This window comes from Paraburkholderia sp. 2C (assembly GCF_054589215.1).
The window spans coordinates 136,479-158,387 of the sequence record NZ_BAAILL010000065.1 but is presented as its reverse complement, the minus strand read 5'-3'; the positions used below and the strand labels follow the sequence as shown (position 1 = coordinate 158,387).

Sequence of the window (21,909 nt, the reverse complement as noted above, 5' to 3'; positions counted from 1 at the left end):
CGAGCCGGTCGGGCCCGTGACGAGCACGATGCCGTGCGGGCGCCCGATCAGCTTGTCGAACTGGCCGAGCGTGTCCTGCGCCATGCCGAGCGCTTCAAGATTCAGGCGCGCCGCGTCCTTTTCGAGCAGACGCAGCACCGCGCGCTCGCCGTGACCGGTCGGCAACGTCGATACGCGTACATCCACCGGGCGGCCGCCCACGCGCAACGTAATACGCCCGTCCTGCGGCAAGCGTTTCTCCGCGATATCGAGCTGCGCCATGATCTTGATCCGCGAGATCAGCGCGCCGTGCAGTGCCTTCTTCGGCCGCACGACATCGCGCAGCGTGCCGTCCACCCGAAAACGCACCACCGATGCATTCTCAAACGGCTCGATGTGAATATCGGACGCCTGCTCGCGCGCGGCCTGCGTAAGCAGCGCGTTGATCATGCGGATGATCGGCGCATCGTCTTCGGACTCGAGCAGATCCTCGACTTCCGGAATGTCCTGCATCAGGCGCGACAGATCGACTTCGCCTTCCACTTCGCCGACCACCTGCGCCGCGCTGCCGTCCTGGCGCGCATACGCGGTGCTGATCGCCTGCGCGAGCTCGTCGGCGGGTATCCGCACAACGGACAGTACGCCGAAGTTTCGTGCGACTTCAGCCAGCGCCGCGTCGCTCGTGCGGTCGCTGATCCACACTTCGAGCGAGTCCGGATGCTGATGCGCCACCAGAATCTGGCCGCTTCTCGCGAACCCATACGGCACAAGCCGCGCAGCGAGCGCCGACGGGCCCTCGCGGCTCGCGGCCGTCGCATCGGCCGGCAACTCCCGCGCATCGCGCGCGCCGTCCGCGCCGATCGGCGCGTGCGACGCGGCTATCGGATGCGTGCTCACGGCTGCGCTCCCGGAGGCTGGATGCTCTGTACCGTGCCGGTCGCGGGCGGCGGTGCCGCCGGAATCATCGCCGGAGCCGGGGCGGGCGTCGCGGTCGCAGGCGCGGGAACCCAGGCGGGAACCGGCGTCGGCACCGGCGCGGTGGTCGCCGGGGCAGGGGCTTGAGCAGGGGCCGGAATTTGTGCAGGCGCGGGGACCGCAGCCGGCGGTGTCGCCATCTGCTGACGCCGCATCTTGTCGAGATCGAACAGGTTCAGCGCCGAACCGCCCTGGCTCGGGCCGACCGGCATCGGCGGAACCACCGGGTCGTCCTTATCTCTCATGATGTTGTTGTCCGACTTGTACGCGCCCTGCAAGCCCTGAATGTAGCCGTAGCGATTCGCCGACACGGCCTGCGTCGTCGCGGCGTCGCTCAGGATCACAGGGCGCAGGAATACCATCAGGTTCGTCTTTTCGCGAGTCTTCTGTTCCGAGCGGAACAGCTGGCCGATCCACGGAATATCGCCGAGCAGCGGCACCTTGCTGTTGTTGACCTGGTAATTGTCCTGCATCAGGCCGCCCAGCACGATGATCTCGCCGTTATCGCAAAGCACGGTCGACTGCACCGAACGCTTGGTGAACTCCGGGCCCGCCGGGTTGGTCGCCGCGTTGTTCGTGCCGGTCACGATTGCCGAGTCTTCCGTGTAGAGCTGCAGCTTCAGAATGCCGCCGTCGGTAATCTGCGGCTTCACGTGCAACGTTAAACCGACGTCGACGCGGTCGAACGTATTGAACGCGTTGGCCGTGTTGCCGCTGGTCAGATTCGAGAACGAACCCGTCGTAATCGGCACGTTCGTGCCGACGACGATCTTCGCTTCCTCGTTGTCCAGTGTAATCAGGTTAGGTGTCGACAGCACGTTCGCGTCGGACGTCTGCGACAGCGCCTGCAGCAACGCGCCGAGCCCCTGCACGCCGAAAATATTGTGGATCCAGCCGACGTTCAGGCCCTGTTGAAGCTGCTGATTGGCCAGCGCCGCGGCGAGACCGCCAGTGCTCCCGGCGGCGGCGGCGGCGGCCGTCAGATTGATGATGCTGTTGCTGCTGCCGGTCTGCAGGTTCGTGCCGGCAAAAACCGAATTGTTCGCGACCTGCCACTGAATGCCGAGATTGCCGCTCGTGTTCGAGTTCAGCTCGACGATCAGCGCTTCAATATAGACCTGCGCACGGCGCGCATCGAGTTGCGAGATCACCGCGCGCAGATTGCGGTAGACAGGGTCCGACGCGGTGATGATCAGTGAATTCGTCGCGGAATCGGCCTGGATCATGCCGCCCGGCTGATTGTCGTCCTCATCCTTGTCGCTGCTGAGAAACGGCGAGCTGCTGCCGGCGCCGCTGCCATACGAACCGCCGCTGCCGCCGAACGAGCTGCCGCCGCCCATCGACGACGAACCGCCAAACGAACTCGACGAACCGCCGGGCAACGGCGGCGTGCCCGACGTGCCGGTCGAACTGCCGAGTCCGCCGCCGCCCTGGTTCTGGCTGAACGAGTTCGCGCCGCCGCCACCGCCGCCCGCACCACCGCCGGACGAGCTGTCGCCACCTTTGCCGAGCATGCCGCGCAAGGTCTTCGCGAGTTTCACCGCATCCGCATTGCGCAATTGCACGACGTGCATATTGCCGGGCTCGGCCGTCGGTGCGTCGAGTTCTTTCGCGAGTGTCTTCGCCGCGTTGAGCCGCGCGACATTCGAGGCGCGCAGCAAAATCGAATTGGTGCGGGGATCCGCGGACACCGACACTTTGAGCGTGGCGTCGGTGCTGCCGATCGAGCCCGGGTCCAGCGCCTTCGTGAGCTGCTGCGCGACGTCGAGCGCATTCGCGTTTTTCAGCGGCACGACGACCACTTGCTGACCGGCCGCCGTATCGACGCCCGCGATGATTTGCGCGAGGCGGCGCACGTTATCCGCGTAGTCGGTCACGACCAGCGTGTTATTGGCCGGATACGCGGCAATCGTATTGTTCGGCGAGATCAGCGGCCGCAGGATCGGCAGCAGATTATTGGCCGACTCGTTTCTCAACTGGAAAACCTGCGTGACGACCTGGTCGCCGCGCGCGGTCGGCGCGTTGCCGATGTAGGTCGGCACGCCTTGCAACTTCGCGTCGGCCTCCGGTACGACCTTCAGTACCCCATGATCCTGCACGAGCGAAAAGCCCTGCATCCGCAATGCGGCCTGCAACGTTTTGAGTGCCTGGTCTTCCGGAACCGGATTTTCCGATACCAGATTGAGCTGACCTTTGACACGCGGGTCAACGATGATGGTCTTGCCCGTCGCGGCGCCAATGGCCTTCGCCACCTGATCGATATCGGCATTAACGAAGTTGAGCGTGACCTGCGCATACGCGACTTGCGAGGCGAGCAGGCCAGCCAGTACCAGCGCCGTTGCCGAGCGACGCAATACAAAACGGTTTCTTCTCATGGATCTGAAATGGATGCCGGCGTTTTACGCCGACTGTTCGCAGCGAATACCGCGGTAAGACATTGCCCCCGTCATCGGCTGGCACACTCGATGGGTCTCGATCGCCACGCGGGCGCCAGCGGTCCGGTATTCGGAAAAGCAGCAACAGTAACAGCTTTTCGTGTCGGAAATGTCACAAAACCAAGTGACTGCGTAAGTTCTCACTGACGGTCTGAAGCTCCGTAAGGTGTTGAAAGCATTCGCTTCTGTTGCGTGCGCGATGACACACGAACGCCATGGTTCGCGCGGTATATGTCGGCCTGGCAACATTGACGCGCGTTCGTCTGCCGGTATGATACGGGCGGTTCGAGGCGACGAAGACGCCTGGCTAGAGCGGGTTTTCCCCGATGGCGTGCTCAATTGCACACGGTCGGTCCTGCGCCAGGCATTTTTTTGTGAGCGCGCGCACCGTCTTTATTTTTTATTTTTGATTTGCTTAGTCATCTTGATGGTCGCTGCCGGCCATCATGCGCATCGCCTGGTTTCGTTGCTGTTCCTGCTCGGTGCATTGCTCGCTGCATTGCTCGTTGTGCTGCTGTTCCGTTGCCGGTCCTTTTGTCCAATTGCACCTGATTTCCTGCCATTCACTGTTATAGCCCGATGAAGCTGACCTTTTTGACCGTTACCGCCGCACTTGCCGCGCTTCTCGCGGCCGGCACCGCACGGGCGGACTGCTTCGACGAGGCGGCACAGTACCAGAAAGTGAATCCGCTGATTCTGCGGGCAATCGCATGGCAGGAATCGCATAACCGGCCGGACGCGCTGCATAAAAACGCGAACGGCTCGACCGATTACGGCGTGATGCAGATCAATTCGGTGCATCTGCCCGCGCTCGCGCAATACGGCATTTCCAGCGGCACGCTGATGGAGCCGTGCAAGAACGTTTATATCGCCGCGTGGCACCTGCGCCAGAAAATGAACAAGTACGGCAATACGTGGCAAGCCGTCGGCGCCTACCATTCGGAAACGCCGGCGCTGCGCGACAAGTACGCGCAGCAGATCGTCGCGATCCTGCAGAAGTGGAAGCTGATGCCGGCGTCGAAGTGACCCGGGCGGGGCGGCTCGATCGACGTTTCGATGCGCCCCTCAGGTTCATTTCGCCCGTTCCGTCGCCCGTCCCGTTCCGACCGCGCGTCCGGCGGTTTCCCGCCATTTGATGCACAATGCGGCTTCACGCCGCGCGCCGGCCGCTCGCCTCTCGTGCCCACGCTATCTACGTTAGGGCCGCCGCCCGCGACGCTTCGCAAACACCGGTAAAACGCTTCGGCCCATCCCGGCCTGTCGCATACTGCGTTTTTCCGCTCACGTTTTCCGTACCGCAATGAACCAGCCGCCACTGCCCGTCACCGTGCTCTCCGGTTTTCTGGGTGCCGGCAAGACCACGCTCCTCAATCACATCCTCGCGAATCGCGCGGGGCTGCGTGTTGCCGTGATCGTCAACGACCTCGCCGCGGTCAATATCGACGCCGCGCTCGTGCGCGATGCCGCCGAACTCTCGCATGTCGAAGAGCAACTGGTCGAAATGTCGAACGGGTGCATCTGCTGCACGCTGCGCGACGATCTGCTCGCCGAGATCCGGCGCCTCGCCGCGGAAAAGCGATTCGACGCAATCCTGATCGAATCGACCGGCGTGGCCGAGCCGATGCCGATCGCCGAAACCTTCACCTTCGTCGACGACGACGGCGCGTCGCTTGCCGACGTCGCGCGGCTCGACACGATGGTTACCGTCGTCGACGCGTTCAATTTTCTGCGCGACTATGCGTGCGCCGACGGTCTTGCCGAGCGCGGCATCGCCGCCTCGGAAGACGACGATCGCACGCTCGTCGAACTGCTGATCGACCAGATCGAATTCTGCGACGTGCTCGTCGTGAACAAGGCCGATCTTGTCAGCGCCGACGAACTGGCGAAGCTGCAAAGCATCCTCACGCGGATCAACCCGCGCGCGGCGCAAATCGTGAGCCGCTTCGGCGACGTGCCGTTATCCGAAGTACTCGACACGAAGCGTTTCGATTTCGACAGCGCGTCGAATGCGCCGGGCTGGCTCGCGTCGCTGCATCACGACCACGATCACTCGCATACCGGCGAAGCCGACCAGTACGGCATCGGCCATTTCGTTTACCGCGCCCGGCGGCCGTTTCATCCCGAGCGGTTGTGGGCACTGATGCACGAAGAGTGGCAAGGAATCCTGCGTACCAAGGGTTTCTTCTGGCTCGCGACGCGCAACGACATGGGCGGCATGCTGTCGCAAGCGGGCGGCGCGTGCCGGCACGGACCGGCCGGCATCTGGTGGGCGGCCCAGGATCGCAGCGAATGGCCGGAGGGCGACGCCGAGCTGATGGCCGAAATCGCCGCCGACTGGCACGGCGACCCGGACGATACGACGATCGGCGACCGGCGCCAGGAACTCGTGATGATCGGCGTCGACATCGATCGGGCGCACTGGCAGGCGAAGTTCGACGCGTGCCTGCTCACCGATGACGAATATGCGCTCGGCCCCGACGGCTGGCTGCAGTTCGCCGATCCGTTTCCCTCGTGGGATGCGAATTTCGAAGACGACGAAGCGCACGACCATGATCACGACCACGACGGCGGCCACGATCATGGCGAAGGCCAGATCGTGCATCGTCATTGAGCGATGTAACAAAAACGCCTGCGATAAAAGCGCAGGCGAAAAAAAACCCGCCTGGTGGCGGGTGCCAACAAATGCAGCGAAACTAAAACGAGATTCGCTTAACGCTTGTTGACTGCGTCCTTGAATGCCTTACCGGCCGTGAACTTGACCGTCTTGGCGGCCGGAATCTTGATGGTTTCGCCGGTCTTCGGGTTACGGCCCGTACGTGCTGCCCGCTTGCCCGAACCGAAGCTGCCAAAGCCGATCAACTGAACTGAGTCACCCTTCGACACTGCCTTCTTGATTACTTCGAGAAGCGTGTCCAGCGTTTCGCCGGTTTGAGCCTTGCTGGCGCCCGTCTGCCCTGCGACGGCGTCGATCAGTTCCTGTTTGTTCATTAAGGTTCCTTTCTGGTTTAGGTTGACACGAACAGCGCGAACGCGCCGATTATACGTGCGCGCGCCGCGCCGTCGAGCAGCGACGGCTTGGGAATTCCCCGACCTAAGCAGCGCGCTGTCGCACTGCATCGAACGCCGTGCTGCCGCTTCCCTCGCGGCGCTTGCTATGATAGCTCAGCGCAAACCCAATCTGGACAAGGGTTTCGAAGATTTACATCGCGCTGCGCCTGATCCAGCATGGAAATCGGCAATTTGCGCTCCTTTGGCGTCGTATTCGCGTCCCGGACGGGGTTTCGAGGCGCTTTAGCGTTGGTTTTTGCCAACGTTTTACGCGAGCGTCGGAGCGGCTTTGCGCGTGCAACGGCGTTTTCGAGTGGTCGAAGCGATCTTCGAGCCCGCGCAAAACGCCTGTTACAGGCGGTTCCAGCCGGGTCGGCGCGGCATCGAATCCGAACTGCCGGACCGTTTTTCACTTCGCATGACCGCCACGCTCACACCCGCCACGCTCGTTTTTCGCGCGGACGGCACGCCGTACTCGCCGCGCCACGACGACATCTATCACAGCGCCGCTGGCGCCTTCGCCCAGGCTCGGCATGTGTTCCTGAAAGGCAACGCGCTGCCCGAGCGGTGGCGCGGCCGTCGGATATTCAGCATTCTTGAGATCGGATTCGGGCTCGGCGTCAATTTCCTGACGACGTGGGCGCAGTGGCGCGCCGACCCGGCGCGCTGCGAGCGACTTCACTTCGTATCGATCGAGAAGCACCCGTTTTCGCGAACCGATTTGCGCACTGCACACGAAGCGATCGTTGCGGATGCATCGATCGCGCCTTTGTGCGGTTTGCTTGCAAAGACGTGGCCGATGCTCGTGCCCGGCATGCACCGGCTCGAATTCGAAGAAGGGCGTGTGACGCTCACGCTCGTATTCGGCGATGCAATCGAAACGCTGCCGTCGTTATCGATGCGCGCCGACGCCATTTACCTCGACGGCTTCGCGCCATCGAAGAATCCCGAACTCTGGAGCCCGCAGGTTTTCAGATCCCTCACGCGCGTCGCGGCCGACGATGCCACCGTCGCCACCTATTCAAGCGCCGGCGACGTCAAACGCGGGCTCGCGCAAGCGGGCTTCGAATGCACGAAGGTCGACGGTTTCGCGAGCAAGCGCGCGATGCTGGTCGGCCGCTTCGCGCCACGCTGGCGCGTGCGGCGTTATGAACCACCGCAGCCGCTTGCGGTAAGCGAACGGCACGCGGTCGTCATCGGCGCCGGACTAGCCGGTTGCGCGATAACCGAACGGCTCGCCGCGCGCGGCTGGCGCATTACGTCACTCGAGCGGCATCGCGCGGCCGCACGCGAAGCATCGGGTAATCCGGCGGGCGTATTCCATCCGATGCTCGCGCGCGACGACAGCGTCGCGTCGCGCATCACGCGCGCGGGTTTTCTGTACGCATTGCGGCGCTGGTCGATGCTTGCCGATCTTGTTGCGCCATTTCCGCATGGCGCGGAAGGCTTGCTGCAGATCGCCGAATCCGAAGACGAAGCGCAGTCTTTCGCGCAGGTGCTGGCATCGCTTGCGTATCCGGCCGAATTCGTGACCGCTGTCTCGCGGGACGAAGCCGCGCGAATCGCGGGCATACCCGTTACACGAGGCGGCTGTTTTTTTCCGCACGGCGGGTGGATCGATCCCGCGCAACTCTGCGCGGCGCAATGTGCGAGCGCCGGTGATCTTCTCGAGCGGCGTTACGGTGTCGAAGCCGCTCGCATCGAACGCTCCGGCGACCAGTGGACCGTGGTCGACGCGGCCGGACAAACGCTTGTCCGTGCACCGGTCGTGATCGTCGCAAATGCACATGAAGCGGCGCGCGTCGCCGGCCTGAACCACGCGCCGACGCGCAGCGTGCGCGGGCAGTTGACCTTGTTGCCGGATAGCCCGATCGACGCAATCGGCTCGCTCGACGGCCTGCGGCTTCCGGTAATCGGGGAAGGCTACGCGGTGCCGCTCGCCGACGGCACGAAACTCGTCGGCGCCACCTACGACGTCGACGATACCGACACCGCACTGCGTACCGAAGCGCACATCGAAAACATCGAGCGCGTGGCGCGAATGCTGCCTTCGCTTGCCGGCCAATCTGAAAGCCCCGCCGATCCGGCCGGCGCATCGAATGAAACCGGCAGACACGATGCGTCGTCCGCACTGACCGGCCGCGTCGCGTTTCGCTGCGTCACGAGCGACCGGCTGCCGATGATCGGCACGCTCGCGAACGAAGCCGCAGCCATCGCCGATGCCGCGAAGCTGCGCGGCGCATGGCCGCGCGACCTGCCGCGCGCGAACGGACTCTACGGAGCGTTCGCCTATGGCTCGCGCGGGCTCGTCTGGGCCGCGCTCGGCGCGGAACTGATCGTCTCGCAACTCGAAGGCGAACCGTGGCCGATCGAGCGTGAGCTGGCCGAAGCAATCGATCCCGCGCGTTTCCTGTTGCGCGCATTGCGGCACGACGCGTTCGACTGAGGGCCACGCACCAGACCGCGAAGAACCGGTTATTCACGCGAGTCTGTGGATAACCGGTCGAATTCGACGCGAAACTCGTGTGGAATCGATGTGGACGTAAACGGGGTAACTCGAACGCCACTGTTTGACGCCCGAAAGTTACCAGCAGAAGCCACCTCTGCACGCACACGCTATGCGTCCGGTTATGCGCGCGTCAAAACCATGATTTCTTTCGGTAAACCGGCGTTGTCCACAAAAAGGACATGCCCTTGTTAACTGCTACTACGTATACATACAGGTAAACCTTTGAGTAGAAGACCCGTATCGGTGCCGTCCACTGCCCCCGGCGCATGTCACCCCAAACGTTGGGTCCAAAGGCAAGCCAAACGCGAAACCGCAATCCGCGCCCACTGGTTCCAGAGCACATGCCAGCGGTAAGCCCCAGGCAGGTTTCAAAGCGCTTGCAGACGCAACCTTTTGACGGAAGAACCGCCCCCGGTGCGCGCCGACCAAGGTCGCTTTTTCCTTTTGCCATCCAGATGGCGTACGTTTTACCTCTTTGACGGTAAGTTCGGCGCTTTTGCCAGCTGGTAGAAGAAACCTATGGCACAATCGCCGTTCTTCACGCGTCGAGTGCCGCCCAAGGTGGCACAGCGCACCTAAGGAACGGTTGTCGGTTCATCAGAATCTGATTCGAAAGTCGACGGCGTTCTATCACCCGTGACGATGCCGCTTGCAGCGACCGCGGCGTCGGCATGTTCGTCCTGTTTTTCACCCGATCGTTGACAAGCGCAACACAGGTCGGCGCAAGCGCTCGTTGCGACGAGCCGCTTCTCCGAGTCCGGGATTTGCTCAGGGGTTTGCTCGTCAGCCGCTCCTCTTCAGGCAGATTCCGGCCATTCCGGCTTTCCCGGCCTGTTGCGGTTGTCGCACAAGGAGAACCCACCACGATGAAGTCGGCGTTTTCATTTTTTCCCGCCTGGCCTCTGACGCCCGATGCCATTTTTTGGGCAGGTCTCGCGCTGCTGGCCGCGGGCCTGTGCGGCGAGTTGTGCTACCGCGCCTGGCATTTGCCGCGCATCTCCGGTTACGCGGTAATCGGATTGATCGCGGGCGCCGCGGGGTCGGGCGTGATCGATGCCGAATCGGCAAGCGCGGCACGGCCGTTGCTCGATGTGGCGCTCGGCCTCCTGCTGTTCGAGCTCGGCAGCCGGCTCGATTTGCGCTGGGTCCGCCGCAATCCCTGGCTGATCCTGTCGAGCATTGCCGAAGCGACGCTGACCTTCGTGCTCGTGCTGACCGTTCTGCTTTTCGTGCATGTGCCGGTGATGACCGCCATGGTGCTCGCATCGATTGCGATGGCGACCTCGCCCGCAATGGTGATCCAGCTCAAAACCGAGTTACGCGCCGAAGGCCAGGTCACGCAGCGTCTGATGACGCTGACCGCGTTGAATAGCATGTACGCGGTCGTGATCGAAAAGCTCGCATCCGGCTGGCTGCATCAGGAAATTTACGGCAACGTATTCGCGACGATTCTCCAGCCGCTTTATCTGCTGGTCGGCTCGCTGATCCTCGCTTATCTGCTCGCGCGCACGTGCATGTTCTTTTATCGCCGCGTCAACATGCAGGACGAGCATTCGTTCGTCGCGCTGTTCGGGCTCGTGCTGCTGGCGATCGCCATTGCGCATGTCTTCAAGCTGTCGACCATCCTGGCGCTGCTCGCGGCCGGCATCATCGTCAAGAATCTCGAAGTGCGGCCGCAACTGTGGCCGGAGCATTTCGGCACCGCCGGCTGGCTGCTCACCGTCATCATGTTCGTGCTGACGTTGACCACATTCGAATGGCGTGACATCGCGCTCGGCGGCGTCGCAGCGTGCGGGCTGATCGTCGCGCGCCTCGTCGCCAAGATGGTCGGCGTGCTCGTTTTCGCCAAGCCGAGCGGACTGAACTGGAAGCAGGGCGCGGCGCTCGGACTGTCGCTCTCGCCGATGTCGGCGCTTGCCTATCTGCTCGTCGACGACACCTACACGCTGTACCCGAATTTCGATCCGATGCTGCGCGCGGTCATCATGTGCTCGATCGTCGTGCTGCAGCTCGTGGGTCCGTGGTTCGTTTACCGCAGCCTTGCGCTGGTCGGCGAACGACGCGATAACGCTCGAACCTCGTAAAGGACGCCATGTCACTCGAACCCTTCGTCGATTCGAAACCGTTCACCTTCGGTATCGAACTCGAAATGCAGATTGTGAACACGCATGACTATGATCTGACCAAAGCCGCGTCCGATCTGCTACGCCTGATCAAGGACGAAAAGATTCCAGGCAATATCACGCCGGAAATCACCGAAAGCATGATCGAGCTGTCGACCGGTATCTGCACGTCTCACGAACAGGCGGTCGCGGATCTGCGCACGATCCGCGATACGCTCGTCGCCGCGGCGGACCGGCTCAACGTCGGGCTGTGCGGCGGCGGCACGCATGCGTTCCAGCAATGGAGCGAGCGGCAGATCGTCGATACCCCGCGCTTTCAGTATCTGTCGGAGCTCTACGGTTACCTTGCCAAACAGTTCACAGTGTTTGGCCAGCATGTCCACATCGGTTGTCCCGATTCGGACAGCGCGCTGTTTCTGCTTCATTCGATGTCCCGATTCATTCCGCATTTCATTGCGCTGTCGGCTTCGTCGCCGTTCGTGCAGGGCGTCGATACCGGTTTTCATTCGGCACGTCTGAATTCGGTCTTCGCGTTTCCGTTGTCGGGCCGCGCGCCGTTTGTGCTGACATGGGACAGCTTCGAAGAATACTTTTCGAAGATGGTCCATACCGGTGTCGTCAACAGCATGAAAGATTTCTATTGGGACATCCGACCCAAACCCGGTTTCGGCACGATCGAGGTTCGTGTGATGGACACGCCGCTATCGGTCGACCGCGCGGCCGCGATCGCCTGCTATATCCAGACGCTCGCGCGACATCTGCTTCTGGATAAACCTCTTACGCCAAAAGAGGACGACTACCTCGTTTATACGTTTAACCGTTTCGAAGCATGCCGTTTCGGGCTTGCCGGCACCTGCATCGATCCGCAGACCGGCGAACGCCGGACCATCTCCGAAGACATCATTCGAACGCTCGAGCGGATCGCGCCGCATGCCGAAGCATTGGGTTCGACGAAAGCGCTCGACGAAGTCGGTTCGATTGCGCGCGGCCAGATCAACGATGCGACGTGGCTACGCGCGGTCTATCGCGACGAAAAATCGCTGCATGAAGCAGTTCGTCAGCAATGCCTGCAATGGCGCGCATAGCCAGGCAGATAAAAACCCCGTCAAATTCTGTCATCTTGATGAACCCGCTTTTAGCGGGTTTTTTCGTTTAAAAAGCCCCAGCTTCGGGCTCCCAGCTTCTTTCCAATGTTTACATATACAAACGTAGTAGTAGTTAACAAGCATTGCACTTGTCTGTGGACAACAGAATAATCTCCTGAAAAGTCAAAGCACTGCGAAAACCATAACCATGCGGAACAGCGCTGGATCAACGCTTGCAACGGCTGATATCCTGGATCCGACTTTGACGGGGTCGCCCGTTATCAAGAATTCACGCACAGGCAGTCAACGGTCTTTTCCCGTGGTTATCCACAGATTGCGTTGGACAACTTAGCTGTACGATTTGCCGCTCTCGCATAGAATGACGACTTCGTCGCAGCGAATGGTCCCGCTGCTCCCGGTTGAGGTTGATTCGAAGCGACCCGGTTGGGTTTTTCGGCGGGTCTTCCGGCGGGTCTTTCGATCAAACGGGTGCAATGGTCGCTGCGGACAAAAAGAGAGTGTGCGACTCTCCCATTAACGCGCCGGGACAGGCGTGCAAAGCAGGAAATTTTTGAGATAGTAGGAATCGGCTCGCCGGCTTTTCTGGCGGGACAACCCCACACGGCTGCCGGCGGTTTGCATTGCTGCCAACACGCTGAGGCACGTCGTCAATAACCAACGAATGACTATGAGCGAAGGCGTTTACGGAGAGCAGGCTACCGGGCGGGTGACCCACAGCCTGTTACGACTCAGCACGGCAATGCGTAGCCAGGCATGGGAATGGGCGGAAGGCGCAGGCCTCACGCCTACCCAAGGCGAAATCCTGGTGCTGCTGATGCAGCGCAAGGGCCCGATGCGTCTCGGCGAGATCGCACGCGAAACGGCGTTGACCGCCGCGACGACGAGCGATGCGGTGAGCACGCTGGAAGGCAAAGGCCTCGTCGAAAAGCGACGGGCGCTCGATGACGGCCGCGCACTTGCGGTCCGCCTGACGGCGCGCGGGCGCACGGCGGCCAAGCGCGCGGCGCAATGGCCTGACTTCCTGTCGAAGGCGGTCGGCACGTTGCGCGACGATGAACAGGCCATGTTCTATCGCACGTTGCTGAAGACGGTCCGGCAACTCGAAGTGCAAGGCCAGATTCCCGTGCATCGGATGTGTGTAACCTGCACACATTTCGAACCGAGCAAGAATCCGAAGAAGTCGTTGCATCGCTGCGCGCTGCTCGACATCACGATGTCGGACACCGACTTGCGGCTCGACTGCTCGGTCCACGAAACCGCGGATATCGCGACGCAAAAGAAAACCTGGAAGATCTTCGCGCAGCAAGCCTGACTCCGCTAAACTGCGGAGCCGGCTCGCCAGCAGCGCTTGCGCTGCGTGAAGACGCCAGTGTCAGCAACGTAGCGGGGCGCGACGCTCCGCCCGTTTGCCATGCGGCTGCCATGCAAGATCGGGCCGTGGCTTGCAGCACGTTCTCCCGCGCCGGCGGGAAGGTGCTTCTTTTTCAACGTGATGTGAGATATGCCGATGAATCACGAAGTTCTGGCCATTCGCCATGTGCACTTCGAGGATCTGGGCAGTCTCGAACTCGTGCTCGGCGAGCGCGGCTGGCCCGTCCGTTATCTCGACGTCGGCTTTGCGCGCATCGAGGCGCCCAATCCGGTCGCGCCGTCGCTGATGGTCGTGCTCGGTGGCCCGATCGGCGCCTATGACGACGACCGCTACCCGACCCTCGGCCCGCTGCTTTCCATGATCGAAAAGCGCGTCGCGGCAGGCTTGCCGACGCTCGGCATTTGCCTCGGCGCGCAACTGATTGCGCGGGCGATGGGAGCACGCGTCTATCCGGCCGGGCACGCGGAAATCGGCTGGACACCGTTGACGTTGACCGAAGCCGGTCGTGCGTCATCAATTCGTCATCTTGACGGTCGATCGACGTCGATGCTGCATTGGCACGGCGATACGTTCGACTTGCCGACAGGCGCGACGCGGCTGGCGTCTACGCCTCTTTGCGAGAACCAGGCGTTTTCGTTCGGCAATCACGTACTCGGTTTGCAGTGCCATCCGGAGATTCGCACCGAACGCTTCGAACCGTGGCTGATCGGCCATGCAAGCGAGCTGGTGACGCATGGCGTCGACGTGCTGCAATTGCGCGAAGACACAGCGCGTTTCGGCCCGACGCTCGAAGCGGCCGCATCGCACATGTTCGGTGAGTGGCTCGATCAGCTCGACGGGCAGCCGTCGTAAGACCGGCCGCGGTTTGCGCCATATTGATATGCCATCCCTGCCATGAATGACTGTCTTTGCCGCGTCGACGCCTTACTGACGGGCATGGTCGCGCCGCTCGGCGATGCCGGAAAACGCAGTGCCATCGACAAACATCCGGTGACCGGACGCGTTCGCCTCGACGAAACCGGCCTCGACGGCGACGAACAGGCCGACCCCAAGCATCATGGCGGCGCCGAGAAAGCACTGCACCACTATCCGTTCGATCATTACGCGACGTGGCGCGATGAGTGGCTCGACAGCCGCAGCGCGAATCATTGCGACACGCAAAAGGCCGCAATGGGCCTTGTTCGCTTCGCCTCGCGCGGCGCGTTCGGCGAAAACGTCAGTACCGTCGGCATGACCGAAACGAACGTATGCGTCGGCGACGTGTACCGCATGGGCGATGCAATCGTGCAGGTTTCGCAGCCGCGCCAACCATGCTGGAAACTGAACCTGCGCTTCACACGCGACGATATGTCGCGGCGCGTGCAGGAGACGCTGCGCACCGGCTGGTACTACCGCGTGCTCGAACCCGGCGACATCGGCGCCGGCGATCGCATCGAGCGGCTCGCGCGCGTGCATCCGCAGTGGACGGTCGAGCGTCTGTTGCATGTGCTCTATGTCGATCGCCACAACCTCGCGGCACTCGAACAAATGGCGAATCTCGACACGCTGACGCCCTCATGGCGGGCGACGGCCGCGAAGCGACTTGCAAGCGGCGCGGTCGAGTCCTGGAGCAAACGACTCGATACGCCAGCGAAATAAATCGCGCACACATACAGCCTCGCACAGCCGCAGTCGGCAACCCGCACGCGAACACCCGCAAAAACATCGACTTCGCGAGCGTGTGCAGCGCTTCGGACCCGGTGTTATTCTCGAACGCTCCCCCTCACGTTCGACCGAGTCCCATCCCATGAGCGCCTTGTTTTCTCCGCTCACGCTGCGTAGCGTGACGCTGCCGAATCGCATCGCCGTCTCGCCGATGTGCCAGTACTCCGCCGAACGCGGTGAAGCGACCGCGTGGCACATGATCCATCTCGGGCATCTCGCGCTATCGGGCGCGGGCATCCTGTTTATCGAAGCGACCGCCGTCGAACCGGACGGCCGCATCACACCGGGCGATCTCGGCCTGTGGGACGACATGACCGAAGCCGCCTTCGTGCCGGTGCTCGCAGCCATTCGCAAGTATTCCGACATTCCCGTGGCGATGCAGCTCGCGCATGCGGGCCGCAAAGCGTCGAGCCATACGCCGTGGGACGGCGGGCAGCTGATTCCGGTAGCAGACGGCGGCTGGTTGCCGCACGCACCTTCGGCATTGCCGCACAAGGCCGGCGAAGAGCCGCCGCTGGCCCTCGACTATCCGGGCCTGAACCGCATTCGCGATGCATTCGGCGCGTCGGCGCGGCGCGCAGCACGGCTAGGCGTCGATGCGCTCGAGATTCACTGCGCGCACGGCTATCTGCTGCACGAGTTTCTTTCGCCGATTGCGAATCAGCGGGGCGACGAATATGGCGGGTCGCTCGAGAACCGCATGCGCTTTCCGCTCGAAATCTTCGATATTGTGCGGGCCGCGTTTCCGGCCGATAAGCCGGTCGGCGTGCGCGTCTCGGCCGTCGACTGGGTCGACGGCGGCCTGACCATCGACGATACGATCGCGTTCGCACAGGCGCTGAAAAAGCGCGGCTGCGACTGGATCGACGCATCGAGCGGCGGGGTGTCGCCGTTACAGAAAATTCCGGTCGAACCCGGCTATCAGGCGCCGTACGCGAAGGCGATCAGGCAAGCGACCGGCTTGCCGACCATCGCCGTCGGTTTGATCAGCGATCCCGAACACGCGAACCGGCTCGTCGAGGAAGGCGACGCCGATCTCGTCGCCATGGCGCGCGCCATGCTGTACGATCCGCGCTGGCCGTGGCACGCGGCCGCGCAACTGGGTGCCTCGGTGAAAGCGCCGCCGCAATACTGGCGCTCCCAGCCGCGCGATCAGAAGGCGCTGTTCGGCGATATTTCGTTCGGGCAGCGCTGAACTTTCGAGCCATGCACAAGAAGGTGCCTCGTGTGCATGCCGATGCTTGAACGAAGTCATATCGACCGTGTAGGATGCCGGTTGTGATGCGCATACGCATCAACTGTCGACGCGGCGCCAGCAGGGCGCCGCGTTTGCTATCCGGACCAAAAAAAACAGTCGGAAAGCGGACGGAAAGTCCACCTTAGTTTTTCACAAGGATTCATTCAATGAGTTCACGCAGGATCGCCGTGCGCCAATCGGGCGTCCATGGCAAAGGCGTGTTTGCGCTCGAACCGATCGCAGCGGGCGAACGCCTGATCGAGTACAAGGGAGAGCGGATCTCGTGGAAAGAGGCATTGCGGCGTCATCCGCATAATCCGGACGAACCGAATCACACGTTTTACTTCGCGCTCGACAACGGCGGCGTGATCGACGGCAAGGTGAGCGGCAACAGCGCGCGCTGGATCAATCACTCCTGCGCGCCGAATTGCGAAGCCGAAGAGATCGACGGACACGTGTATGTCGGCGCGCTGCGCGATATCGAGGCCGGCGAAGAGCTGTTCTACGACTACGGCCTCGTGATCGACGCACGTCAGACAAAGAAGCTCAAGCGCGAGTACGAATGCCGTTGCGGCGCGCGCAAGTGCCGTGGCACGATGCTCGCCGCGCCGGAAAAGGACGGCAAAGAAAAGAAGGGCAAAAAGAAAAAGAAATGAGCGGCGGCAGCCATGCAGGCTGCCACGCGAGTCAGCGCGTTAGCGCAAGTCAACCATTCACAGATCGATCGGCGCGTTATGCGCCGATTTTTTTGCGTCCTGAGGCGGTGTCGCTTCGCGCTCGCCACGCTCCGCGCGTTCGTCGTCTTTCGAGCCGTCTTTCTCGCTATGGCGCTCGTTGCCGCGGTCTTCGCCGTCTGAGCGCCGCGTCGCGCCGATCACGACCGGAATGCGCACGATAAATCGCGCGCCGCCTTCGGGCGCATCTTCGTAATGCACGCTGCCGTGATGCAGCACCATGATGTCGTGAACGATCGCGAGACCCAGCCCGGCGCCGCCGTCGACGCCGCTTAGCGCTTCGCGATGCCGGTCGCCGCGGAAGAAGCGCTTGAAGAGGTCGGGCTGCTGCGTCGCGGGCACACCGGGGCCATTGTCTTCGACGGTGAGCTCCGCCATGCCGACGCCGTCGATCACCGTTTCCTCAACCGTCATCGTGATGCGGCCGCCGTGCAGGCGTGCAAGCGGCACGTACTTGAGCGCATTGTCGAGCAGGTTTGCGATCACTTCGCGCAGCAGCACGGGGTTGCCGCGCGCAATCAATGGGCGGTCGTTCGACGGATCGTCGAGGCGCTGGAAGCCGAGGTCGACGTGCACCGCGAGCGCGCGCGGCACCCATTCGGCGCCGGTGTCGAACGCGAGCGCCGCGATGTCGATATTGACGAAGCGCGCGGCCTGTTCGCCCGGCTCCGCGCGCGCAAGCGAGAGCAACTGGTTCGACAGACGTACCGCGCGATCGGCGGCGGCGCGCAGTTCGCGAACCGCGGCGAGTGTTTGTTGCGGATCGCGCGCGACCGCGGCCTGTTCCGCATGCAGCTTTACCGCCGTCAGCGGCGTGCGCAACTGGTGCGCCGCATCGGCGATGAACTTGCGTTGCGAATCGAGCGCGGTTTTCAGGCGATCGAGCAGACCGTTCAACGCGCCGGTCAGCGGCCGGATCTCAACCGGCACATACGTTTCGTCGACCGGTTCGAGCGACGTGTGCGTCTGCCGGTTCAGCGAGTCGGCGAGATCGGTGAGCGGATTCAGCTGCTGGTTCACGACGCGCCAGACGATTACCCAGCCGGCCAGCAGCAGAAGCAGCAGCGGCATCATGATCGCGATCAGAAACTCGGCCGCGATCCGGAAACGATGACGCACGGGCTGGCCGACTTCGATGACGATCGGATTGCCGACCGGCTGGTCGACCCGCACCTGCGCGACGCGCACCGTCACGCCTTCGTGCTTCGTTTCGAATACGTATGCATAGTGCATCCGCCGCACGCTCGTGCCTTGCAGCGGCAGGTTCGGATCGCCGGCAATTTCCGTTTCGCCGGTGCTGATGCGGTAGACGAGGTGTTCGACGGGGTCCGAAAACATCGCTTGCGCAAGCGGCGGCACAGCGATGCGCGCGTTCGGCCCGGCGATCTGGATCTGCTTCGAGATCGCGGTCGCGAGATCGGCCAGCGACCGGTCGACGACGTGCTGCGTGTATTGCCACGCGAGCCAGTACGCGATCAGGCCGCTCATCAGCGCGAGCAGCGACAAGGGAGCGGCCAGGCGGCGCAGCAGCGAGCGGCGCAGACTGTTCGCGGCCGGATAGGACATGCTCGAACCCGCGAAAAGGGAAAACGGCGAAGAACCGCGACGCATGAGCCCGCGGACGTCGACCGCAGGCGAGGGAATGCCGGAACGCCGCGGCCGCTTTGCGTTGCCGATCGGGCCGATGCGGCCGATCCTGCGCAAAGCGGCGCGCGGCGCGTGGCGCCGGCATTCGAAGCGAGGGCGCGGGGACGGCGTTGCCGGTCGCTGCGCGCGATGCTTCGTCAAACCGTCATCCGACTGCGGTCATACGACCATTATGCAGCCTGACGGATCTCTTGCAGCAAATAACCGAAACCGCGCACTGTCACGATTTCGACACGGCAGTTTTCGAGCTTTTTGCGGACACGGTGCACATAGACTTCGATCGCGGTGTCGCCGAGATCGCCGCCGAAGTGCGTGAGGTGATCCTGCAGTTGCGCCTTGCTGACCACGCGGCCATGACGCAGCAGCAGCATTTCGAGCACCGCGAATTCGCGCGGCGACAGTTCGAGCGGCTTGTCGTCGTTGAAGATGCGGCGATCGACGCCCGACAGGCGCACGCCGCCGAGCGACACTTCCGGACGCGGCATATCGCCGTGCGGGCCGCTGCGGCGCATGACGGCGCGGATGCGCGCTTCGAGTTCAGCCGGTTCGAACGGCTTCAGCATGTAGTCGTCGGCGCCGGAATTGAGGCCTTGGACACGGTCGTTCAGCTCGTCGCGGGCGGTCAGCACGATAACCGGCGTATGCCGGTTGCTCTGACGAAAACGCGACAGCAACGTCATGCCGTCGATGCCGGGCAAGCCCAGATCGAGGATCACGAGTTCGTGGCGGTTTTGCGTGAGAGCCTGTTCGGCGAAGATGCCGTCGTGGACCATGTCGACCGTGAAGCCGGCTTGTTCGAGGCTGCTTTGGATGCCGCGTGCAATCGGACGGTCATCTTCGATCAGAAGGAGTCGCATGGGTTTCGCTCAAGTACAATGGGTTAGGCATGTCAGGCACGCGGTTCGCCGGTGCGCCTGCTACACAGGAGGCCGCCGCATGCCGCGGCGGGGATGATCACGAAAGTCATGTCCGAAATCACGATCAACGAACTCGAAACCGCGATCAACTTCTGGCGTGCCCGTTCGCCTTCAGCAGGCGACGAACTCGTTCTGTGCAAGGAGGCAAGCGCGCTCTCCAAGCCGTATGCGTTGATGATTGTACAGCGACAACACAGGGTGTCGCAGGAAGCGCTGGATGAGTCTGCACGTGATGCGTGGAATTCTTACGTTCGCCTTAAGGATGGCCTGTAGAAGTGAAGGTTTGGTGGCCTGAATACCTCCAAAAGCCTTTCATTTCATGGGCCCGCGAGTCATTTTGCCCGTTACGCTCAACCGGTTCGGCTCATGTGCGCTTCGCGATGCTATCGATGAATCGCGCGAGTTCGACATCGCGTTGCGTCACTCCGTTCGCATCATGCGACGACAGCGTGATTCTCACGACTTTATAGACGTTGGACCACTCGGGATGGTGATCCATTTCCTGAGCCTTGATCGCCACGCGCGTCATGAAGCCGAATGCTTCGTTGAAGTCGGCAAACTCGATGCTGCGCTCGATTGCGTCGCGCCCGGCGACGCTTTGCCAGCCATTCAACTCGCGCAATCGCGCTGCGCGTTCCTCGGCGCTCAGTTTGCCGCTCATCAGAAGATCTCCCGGGCGGTTAGCCCGTCATAGCCCGTCACAATCATCAGGCCGCGCCATTCTTCCACGGAAGAAAAGACGCTGCAGCGAGTTGGGCAGGACGCCCGTGCGGCGCGGGAGACGGCGTTTTCGGGGCTGCACCGCGTGCGATAATTGCGCGTCGGATTGGCGATATATGCGAGGACAAGTCATGTTGGAGCTCGATCATTTCGATCTCGCGCTTCTCGATGTGTTGCAGCGCTTTGGCCGCGCCACGCATCAGCAACTGGGCGAGCAGGTGCCGCTTTCGCCGTCGCAGATCGGCAGGCGCTTGCAGCGGCTCGAAGCGATCGGGGTGGTCGACGGCTATCGCGTCGTGCTAAGACCCGAAAAGCTCGGGCTCGGCGTGACGGCGTTCACGAGCCTGAAGCTCAAGCACCACGGCGATTCGATCATCGAGCAGTTCCAGCAGCAGATCGACACGCTGCCCGAAGTGCTCGAATGTCACGCGGTGGTCGGCGACGCCGACTATTTGCTGCGCATCGTCGCGCCGGATCTGACCGCGCTGTCGTCGTTCGTGATGAAGAAACTGATGCGCGTGCCCGGCGTCGATAGCGTGCGCTCGAACATCGTGCTCACCACGTTCAAGCGCAATGGGCCGTTGCCGCTCGGGCATCTGTCGCCGGGCAACGCGGCTGAGACGGAATAGCGCGGCCGGCGACGCGCGGCCGGCCTCAACGGCTCAAGCCACCTTCAACGGTTCCTGCGTTGCATCGAGCAGATCCGCATACGCCACTGCAACGAGATCCGACTCCGGCACGCCGAGCTTCCTGAACATGTCGTGAGCTTCGGTCTCGCCGCCTTCTTCGTCGTCATCCTGCGCGAGCACCACTTCGAGCTCGATGAAATCGCCGAGCCCGTCGACGCGATCGAGATGAATCCGCGTGCGCCCGACCAGATACACGTGGCGCTCTTTCGATACGACGCAACGCGTGGTCAGCGCGGTCGCGAGCAGCGAATGCATCGCCTCGGCATTCGTTACCGGGCTTCTCGTGTAATACGAAACCTTCGGGCCATCGCGATCGTCGCGTTGATAGAAGATCAACTCGGCCGGCGTGCCGTCGTCGAACTGGCGCAGCTTCAGGCGGCCGCGCGGCACGTCGTAGAAGCTGTCCAGCTGGCGGAAGATCAACGGAGCATCTGGCGAAAGGGCGGCGGCGCGCTCGCGAAGCAGATCGAACTGGTGGGCGCGGGCTTTGATTTCGATGTTGCGGGCCATGTAGAGCTCCTGTTGAGAAAGAGTCGGCGACAAACGCGCCAAAAGACAAACGCGCCAAAATGAACCAGCTCCCGGCGGCAATCGATGCAACGGCAAGGCGGCCGCAGGTGAAATGCGACATGCGCATCGGGAATCGATGCATGCCGCTTATCGTACTAAAGGACGAAAAACCGGACGGGAGAAAGCGGGAAAGCCGTGAGACAG

The 21,909-nt window shown here is 62.5% G+C and carries 20 protein-coding genes; 13 read left to right on the top strand and 7 right to left on the bottom strand.

The window, feature by feature from the left end; all coding sequences use genetic code 11:
• Both ACYPXD_RS29590 and gspD read right to left on the bottom strand, forming a co-directional pair.
• Nucleotides 1-807: GspE/PulE family protein (locus ACYPXD_RS29590; RefSeq protein WP_459720922.1), on the bottom strand; the 807-nt coding region annotated here is incomplete at its 3' end.
• 65 nt (nucleotides 808-872) lie between these two features.
• Nucleotides 873-3,329, bottom strand: coding sequence for a type II secretion system secretin GspD (gene gspD, locus ACYPXD_RS29585; RefSeq protein WP_459720153.1), 2,457 nt, complete (start codon nucleotides 3,327-3,329; stop codon nucleotides 873-875).
• 226 nt (nucleotides 3,330-3,555) lie between these two features.
• Here gspD and ACYPXD_RS29580 point away from each other — a divergent pair, with 226 nt between their 5' ends.
• From ACYPXD_RS29580 to ACYPXD_RS29570, 3 genes are all read left to right on the top strand, one after another.
• Nucleotides 3,556-3,972, top strand: coding sequence for a hypothetical protein (locus ACYPXD_RS29580; protein ID WP_459720150.1), 417 nt, complete (start codon nucleotides 3,556-3,558; stop codon nucleotides 3,970-3,972).
• Nucleotides 3,969-4,415: a lytic transglycosylase domain-containing protein gene (locus tag ACYPXD_RS29575; protein WP_459720147.1), complete on the top strand. Its 447-nt coding sequence runs from the start codon at nucleotides 3,969-3,971 to the stop codon at nucleotides 4,413-4,415. Before ACYPXD_RS29580 ends, ACYPXD_RS29575 begins: the two co-directional genes overlap by 4 nt.
• Before the next feature lie 274 nt (nucleotides 4,416-4,689).
• On the top strand, nucleotides 4,690-6,000 hold the full coding sequence (locus tag ACYPXD_RS29570) for a GTP-binding protein (protein ID WP_459720144.1): 1,311 nt from the start codon (nucleotides 4,690-4,692) through the stop codon (nucleotides 5,998-6,000).
• A gap of 98 nt (nucleotides 6,001-6,098) precedes the next feature.
• Here ACYPXD_RS29570 and ACYPXD_RS29565 read toward each other — a convergent pair whose 3' ends face one another.
• Complete coding sequence (locus ACYPXD_RS29565) at nucleotides 6,099-6,377, bottom strand: HU family DNA-binding protein (RefSeq protein ID WP_018441348.1); 279 nt, start codon at nucleotides 6,375-6,377, stop codon at nucleotides 6,099-6,101.
• Nucleotides 6,378-6,855: 478 nt separating this feature from the next.
• On the opposite strand from ACYPXD_RS29565, the gene mnmC reads away from it, so the two are divergent.
• From mnmC to ACYPXD_RS29525, 8 genes are all read left to right on the top strand, one after another.
• Nucleotides 6,856-8,883 carry a bifunctional tRNA (5-methylaminomethyl-2-thiouridine)(34)-methyltransferase MnmD/FAD-dependent 5-carboxymethylaminomethyl-2-thiouridine(34) oxidoreductase MnmC gene (gene mnmC, locus ACYPXD_RS29560; protein WP_459720920.1) on the top strand — a complete coding sequence of 676 codons (2,028 nt, stop codon included), beginning with the start codon at nucleotides 6,856-6,858 and terminating at the stop codon, nucleotides 8,881-8,883.
• Nucleotides 8,884-9,812: 929 nt separating this feature from the next.
• The gene (locus tag ACYPXD_RS29555; protein ID WP_459720140.1) at nucleotides 9,813-11,030 is read left to right on the top strand and encodes a cation:proton antiporter; all 1,218 of its coding nucleotides are present in this window, start codon (nucleotides 9,813-9,815) and stop codon (nucleotides 11,028-11,030) included.
• Between the two features lie 8 nt (nucleotides 11,031-11,038).
• On the top strand, nucleotides 11,039-12,154 hold the full coding sequence (locus ACYPXD_RS29550; RefSeq protein WP_459720137.1) for a YbdK family carboxylate-amine ligase: 1,116 nt from the start codon (nucleotides 11,039-11,041) through the stop codon (nucleotides 12,152-12,154).
• Between the two features lie 688 nt (nucleotides 12,155-12,842).
• Nucleotides 12,843-13,487, top strand: coding sequence for a MarR family winged helix-turn-helix transcriptional regulator (locus ACYPXD_RS29545; RefSeq protein WP_459720134.1), 645 nt, complete (start codon nucleotides 12,843-12,845; stop codon nucleotides 13,485-13,487).
• 195 nt (nucleotides 13,488-13,682) lie between these two features.
• Complete coding sequence (locus ACYPXD_RS29540; RefSeq protein WP_459720131.1) at nucleotides 13,683-14,399, top strand: glutamine amidotransferase; 717 nt, start codon at nucleotides 13,683-13,685, stop codon at nucleotides 14,397-14,399.
• A 42-nt stretch (nucleotides 14,400-14,441) separates the two neighbouring features.
• Nucleotides 14,442-15,185, top strand: a complete 744-nt coding sequence (locus ACYPXD_RS29535; protein WP_459720129.1) for an MOSC domain-containing protein — start codon at nucleotides 14,442-14,444, stop codon at nucleotides 15,183-15,185.
• Nucleotides 15,186-15,333: 148 nt separating this feature from the next.
• Nucleotides 15,334-16,446 (top strand): NADH:flavin oxidoreductase/NADH oxidase, encoded by a 1,113-nt coding sequence (locus tag ACYPXD_RS29530; RefSeq protein WP_459720126.1) that lies wholly within the window; start codon nucleotides 15,334-15,336, stop codon nucleotides 16,444-16,446.
• Between the two features lie 209 nt (nucleotides 16,447-16,655).
• Nucleotides 16,656-17,144, top strand: coding sequence for an SET domain-containing protein (locus ACYPXD_RS29525; protein WP_459720123.1), 489 nt, complete (start codon nucleotides 16,656-16,658; stop codon nucleotides 17,142-17,144).
• A 57-nt stretch (nucleotides 17,145-17,201) separates the two neighbouring features.
• Here the strand turns inward: ACYPXD_RS29525 and ACYPXD_RS29520 are convergent, their stop codons facing one another.
• Entirely contained in the window at nucleotides 17,202-18,788 is a 1,587-nt protein-coding gene (locus tag ACYPXD_RS29520) for a sensor histidine kinase N-terminal domain-containing protein (protein WP_459720120.1), read from the bottom strand.
• Between the two features lie 251 nt (nucleotides 18,789-19,039).
• On the bottom strand, nucleotides 19,040-19,726 hold the full coding sequence (locus ACYPXD_RS29515; RefSeq protein WP_074262960.1) for a response regulator transcription factor: 687 nt from the start codon (nucleotides 19,724-19,726) through the stop codon (nucleotides 19,040-19,042).
• 108 nt (nucleotides 19,727-19,834) lie between these two features.
• Here ACYPXD_RS29515 and ACYPXD_RS29510 point away from each other — a divergent pair, with 108 nt between their 5' ends.
• Complete coding sequence (locus tag ACYPXD_RS29510) at nucleotides 19,835-20,059, top strand: DUF3717 domain-containing protein (protein ID WP_459720114.1); 225 nt, start codon at nucleotides 19,835-19,837, stop codon at nucleotides 20,057-20,059.
• A 91-nt stretch (nucleotides 20,060-20,150) separates the two neighbouring features.
• Here the strand turns inward: ACYPXD_RS29510 and ACYPXD_RS29505 are convergent, their stop codons facing one another.
• A complete protein-coding gene (locus tag ACYPXD_RS29505; protein WP_459720111.1) occupies nucleotides 20,151-20,447 on the bottom strand; it encodes a 4a-hydroxytetrahydrobiopterin dehydratase in 297 nt (98 codons plus the stop codon).
• A gap of 190 nt (nucleotides 20,448-20,637) precedes the next feature.
• Between ACYPXD_RS29505 and ACYPXD_RS29500 the strand changes: the two genes are divergently transcribed.
• Entirely contained in the window at nucleotides 20,638-21,135 is a 498-nt protein-coding gene (locus ACYPXD_RS29500) for an Lrp/AsnC family transcriptional regulator (RefSeq protein ID WP_459720104.1), read from the top strand.
• A 33-nt stretch (nucleotides 21,136-21,168) separates the two neighbouring features.
• Here ACYPXD_RS29500 and ACYPXD_RS29495 read toward each other — a convergent pair whose 3' ends face one another.
• The gene (locus ACYPXD_RS29495) at nucleotides 21,169-21,705 is read right to left on the bottom strand and encodes a class IV adenylate cyclase (protein ID WP_459720101.1); all 537 of its coding nucleotides are present in this window, start codon (nucleotides 21,703-21,705) and stop codon (nucleotides 21,169-21,171) included.
• Nucleotides 21,706-21,909 lie beyond the last annotated feature (204 nt).

Excerpts from the sequence above, each read along its gene's own strand:
- gspD (WP_459720153.1), bottom strand. The coding sequence starts at position 3,329 with ATGAGAAGAAACCGTTTTGTATTGCGTCGCTCGGCAACGGCGCTGGTA.
- ACYPXD_RS29575 (WP_459720147.1), top strand. The coding sequence starts at position 3,969 with ATGAAGCTGACCTTTTTGACCGTTACCGCCGCACTTGCCGCGCTTCTC.
- ACYPXD_RS29570 (WP_459720144.1), top strand. The coding sequence starts at position 4,690 with ATGAACCAGCCGCCACTGCCCGTCACCGTGCTCTCCGGTTTTCTGGGT.
- ACYPXD_RS29565 (WP_018441348.1), bottom strand. The coding sequence starts at position 6,377 with ATGAACAAACAGGAACTGATCGACGCCGTCGCAGGGCAGACGGGCGCC.
- mnmC (WP_459720920.1), top strand. The coding sequence starts at position 6,856 with ATGACCGCCACGCTCACACCCGCCACGCTCGTTTTTCGCGCGGACGGC.
- ACYPXD_RS29555 (WP_459720140.1), top strand. The coding sequence starts at position 9,813 with ATGAAGTCGGCGTTTTCATTTTTTCCCGCCTGGCCTCTGACGCCCGAT.
- ACYPXD_RS29550 (WP_459720137.1), top strand. The coding sequence starts at position 11,039 with ATGTCACTCGAACCCTTCGTCGATTCGAAACCGTTCACCTTCGGTATC.
- ACYPXD_RS29545 (WP_459720134.1), top strand. The coding sequence starts at position 12,843 with ATGAGCGAAGGCGTTTACGGAGAGCAGGCTACCGGGCGGGTGACCCAC.
- ACYPXD_RS29540 (WP_459720131.1), top strand. The coding sequence starts at position 13,683 with ATGAATCACGAAGTTCTGGCCATTCGCCATGTGCACTTCGAGGATCTG.
- ACYPXD_RS29535 (WP_459720129.1), top strand. The coding sequence starts at position 14,442 with ATGAATGACTGTCTTTGCCGCGTCGACGCCTTACTGACGGGCATGGTC.
- ACYPXD_RS29530 (WP_459720126.1), top strand. The coding sequence starts at position 15,334 with ATGAGCGCCTTGTTTTCTCCGCTCACGCTGCGTAGCGTGACGCTGCCG.
- ACYPXD_RS29525 (WP_459720123.1), top strand. The coding sequence starts at position 16,656 with ATGAGTTCACGCAGGATCGCCGTGCGCCAATCGGGCGTCCATGGCAAA.
- ACYPXD_RS29520 (WP_459720120.1), bottom strand. The coding sequence starts at position 18,788 with ATGTCCTATCCGGCCGCGAACAGTCTGCGCCGCTCGCTGCTGCGCCGC.
- ACYPXD_RS29515 (WP_074262960.1), bottom strand. The coding sequence starts at position 19,726 with ATGCGACTCCTTCTGATCGAAGATGACCGTCCGATTGCACGCGGCATC.
- ACYPXD_RS29510 (WP_459720114.1), top strand. The coding sequence starts at position 19,835 with ATGTCCGAAATCACGATCAACGAACTCGAAACCGCGATCAACTTCTGG.
- ACYPXD_RS29505 (WP_459720111.1), bottom strand. The coding sequence starts at position 20,447 with ATGAGCGGCAAACTGAGCGCCGAGGAACGCGCAGCGCGATTGCGCGAG.
- ACYPXD_RS29500 (WP_459720104.1), top strand. The coding sequence starts at position 20,638 with ATGTTGGAGCTCGATCATTTCGATCTCGCGCTTCTCGATGTGTTGCAG.
- ACYPXD_RS29495 (WP_459720101.1), bottom strand. The coding sequence starts at position 21,705 with ATGGCCCGCAACATCGAAATCAAAGCCCGCGCCCACCAGTTCGATCTG.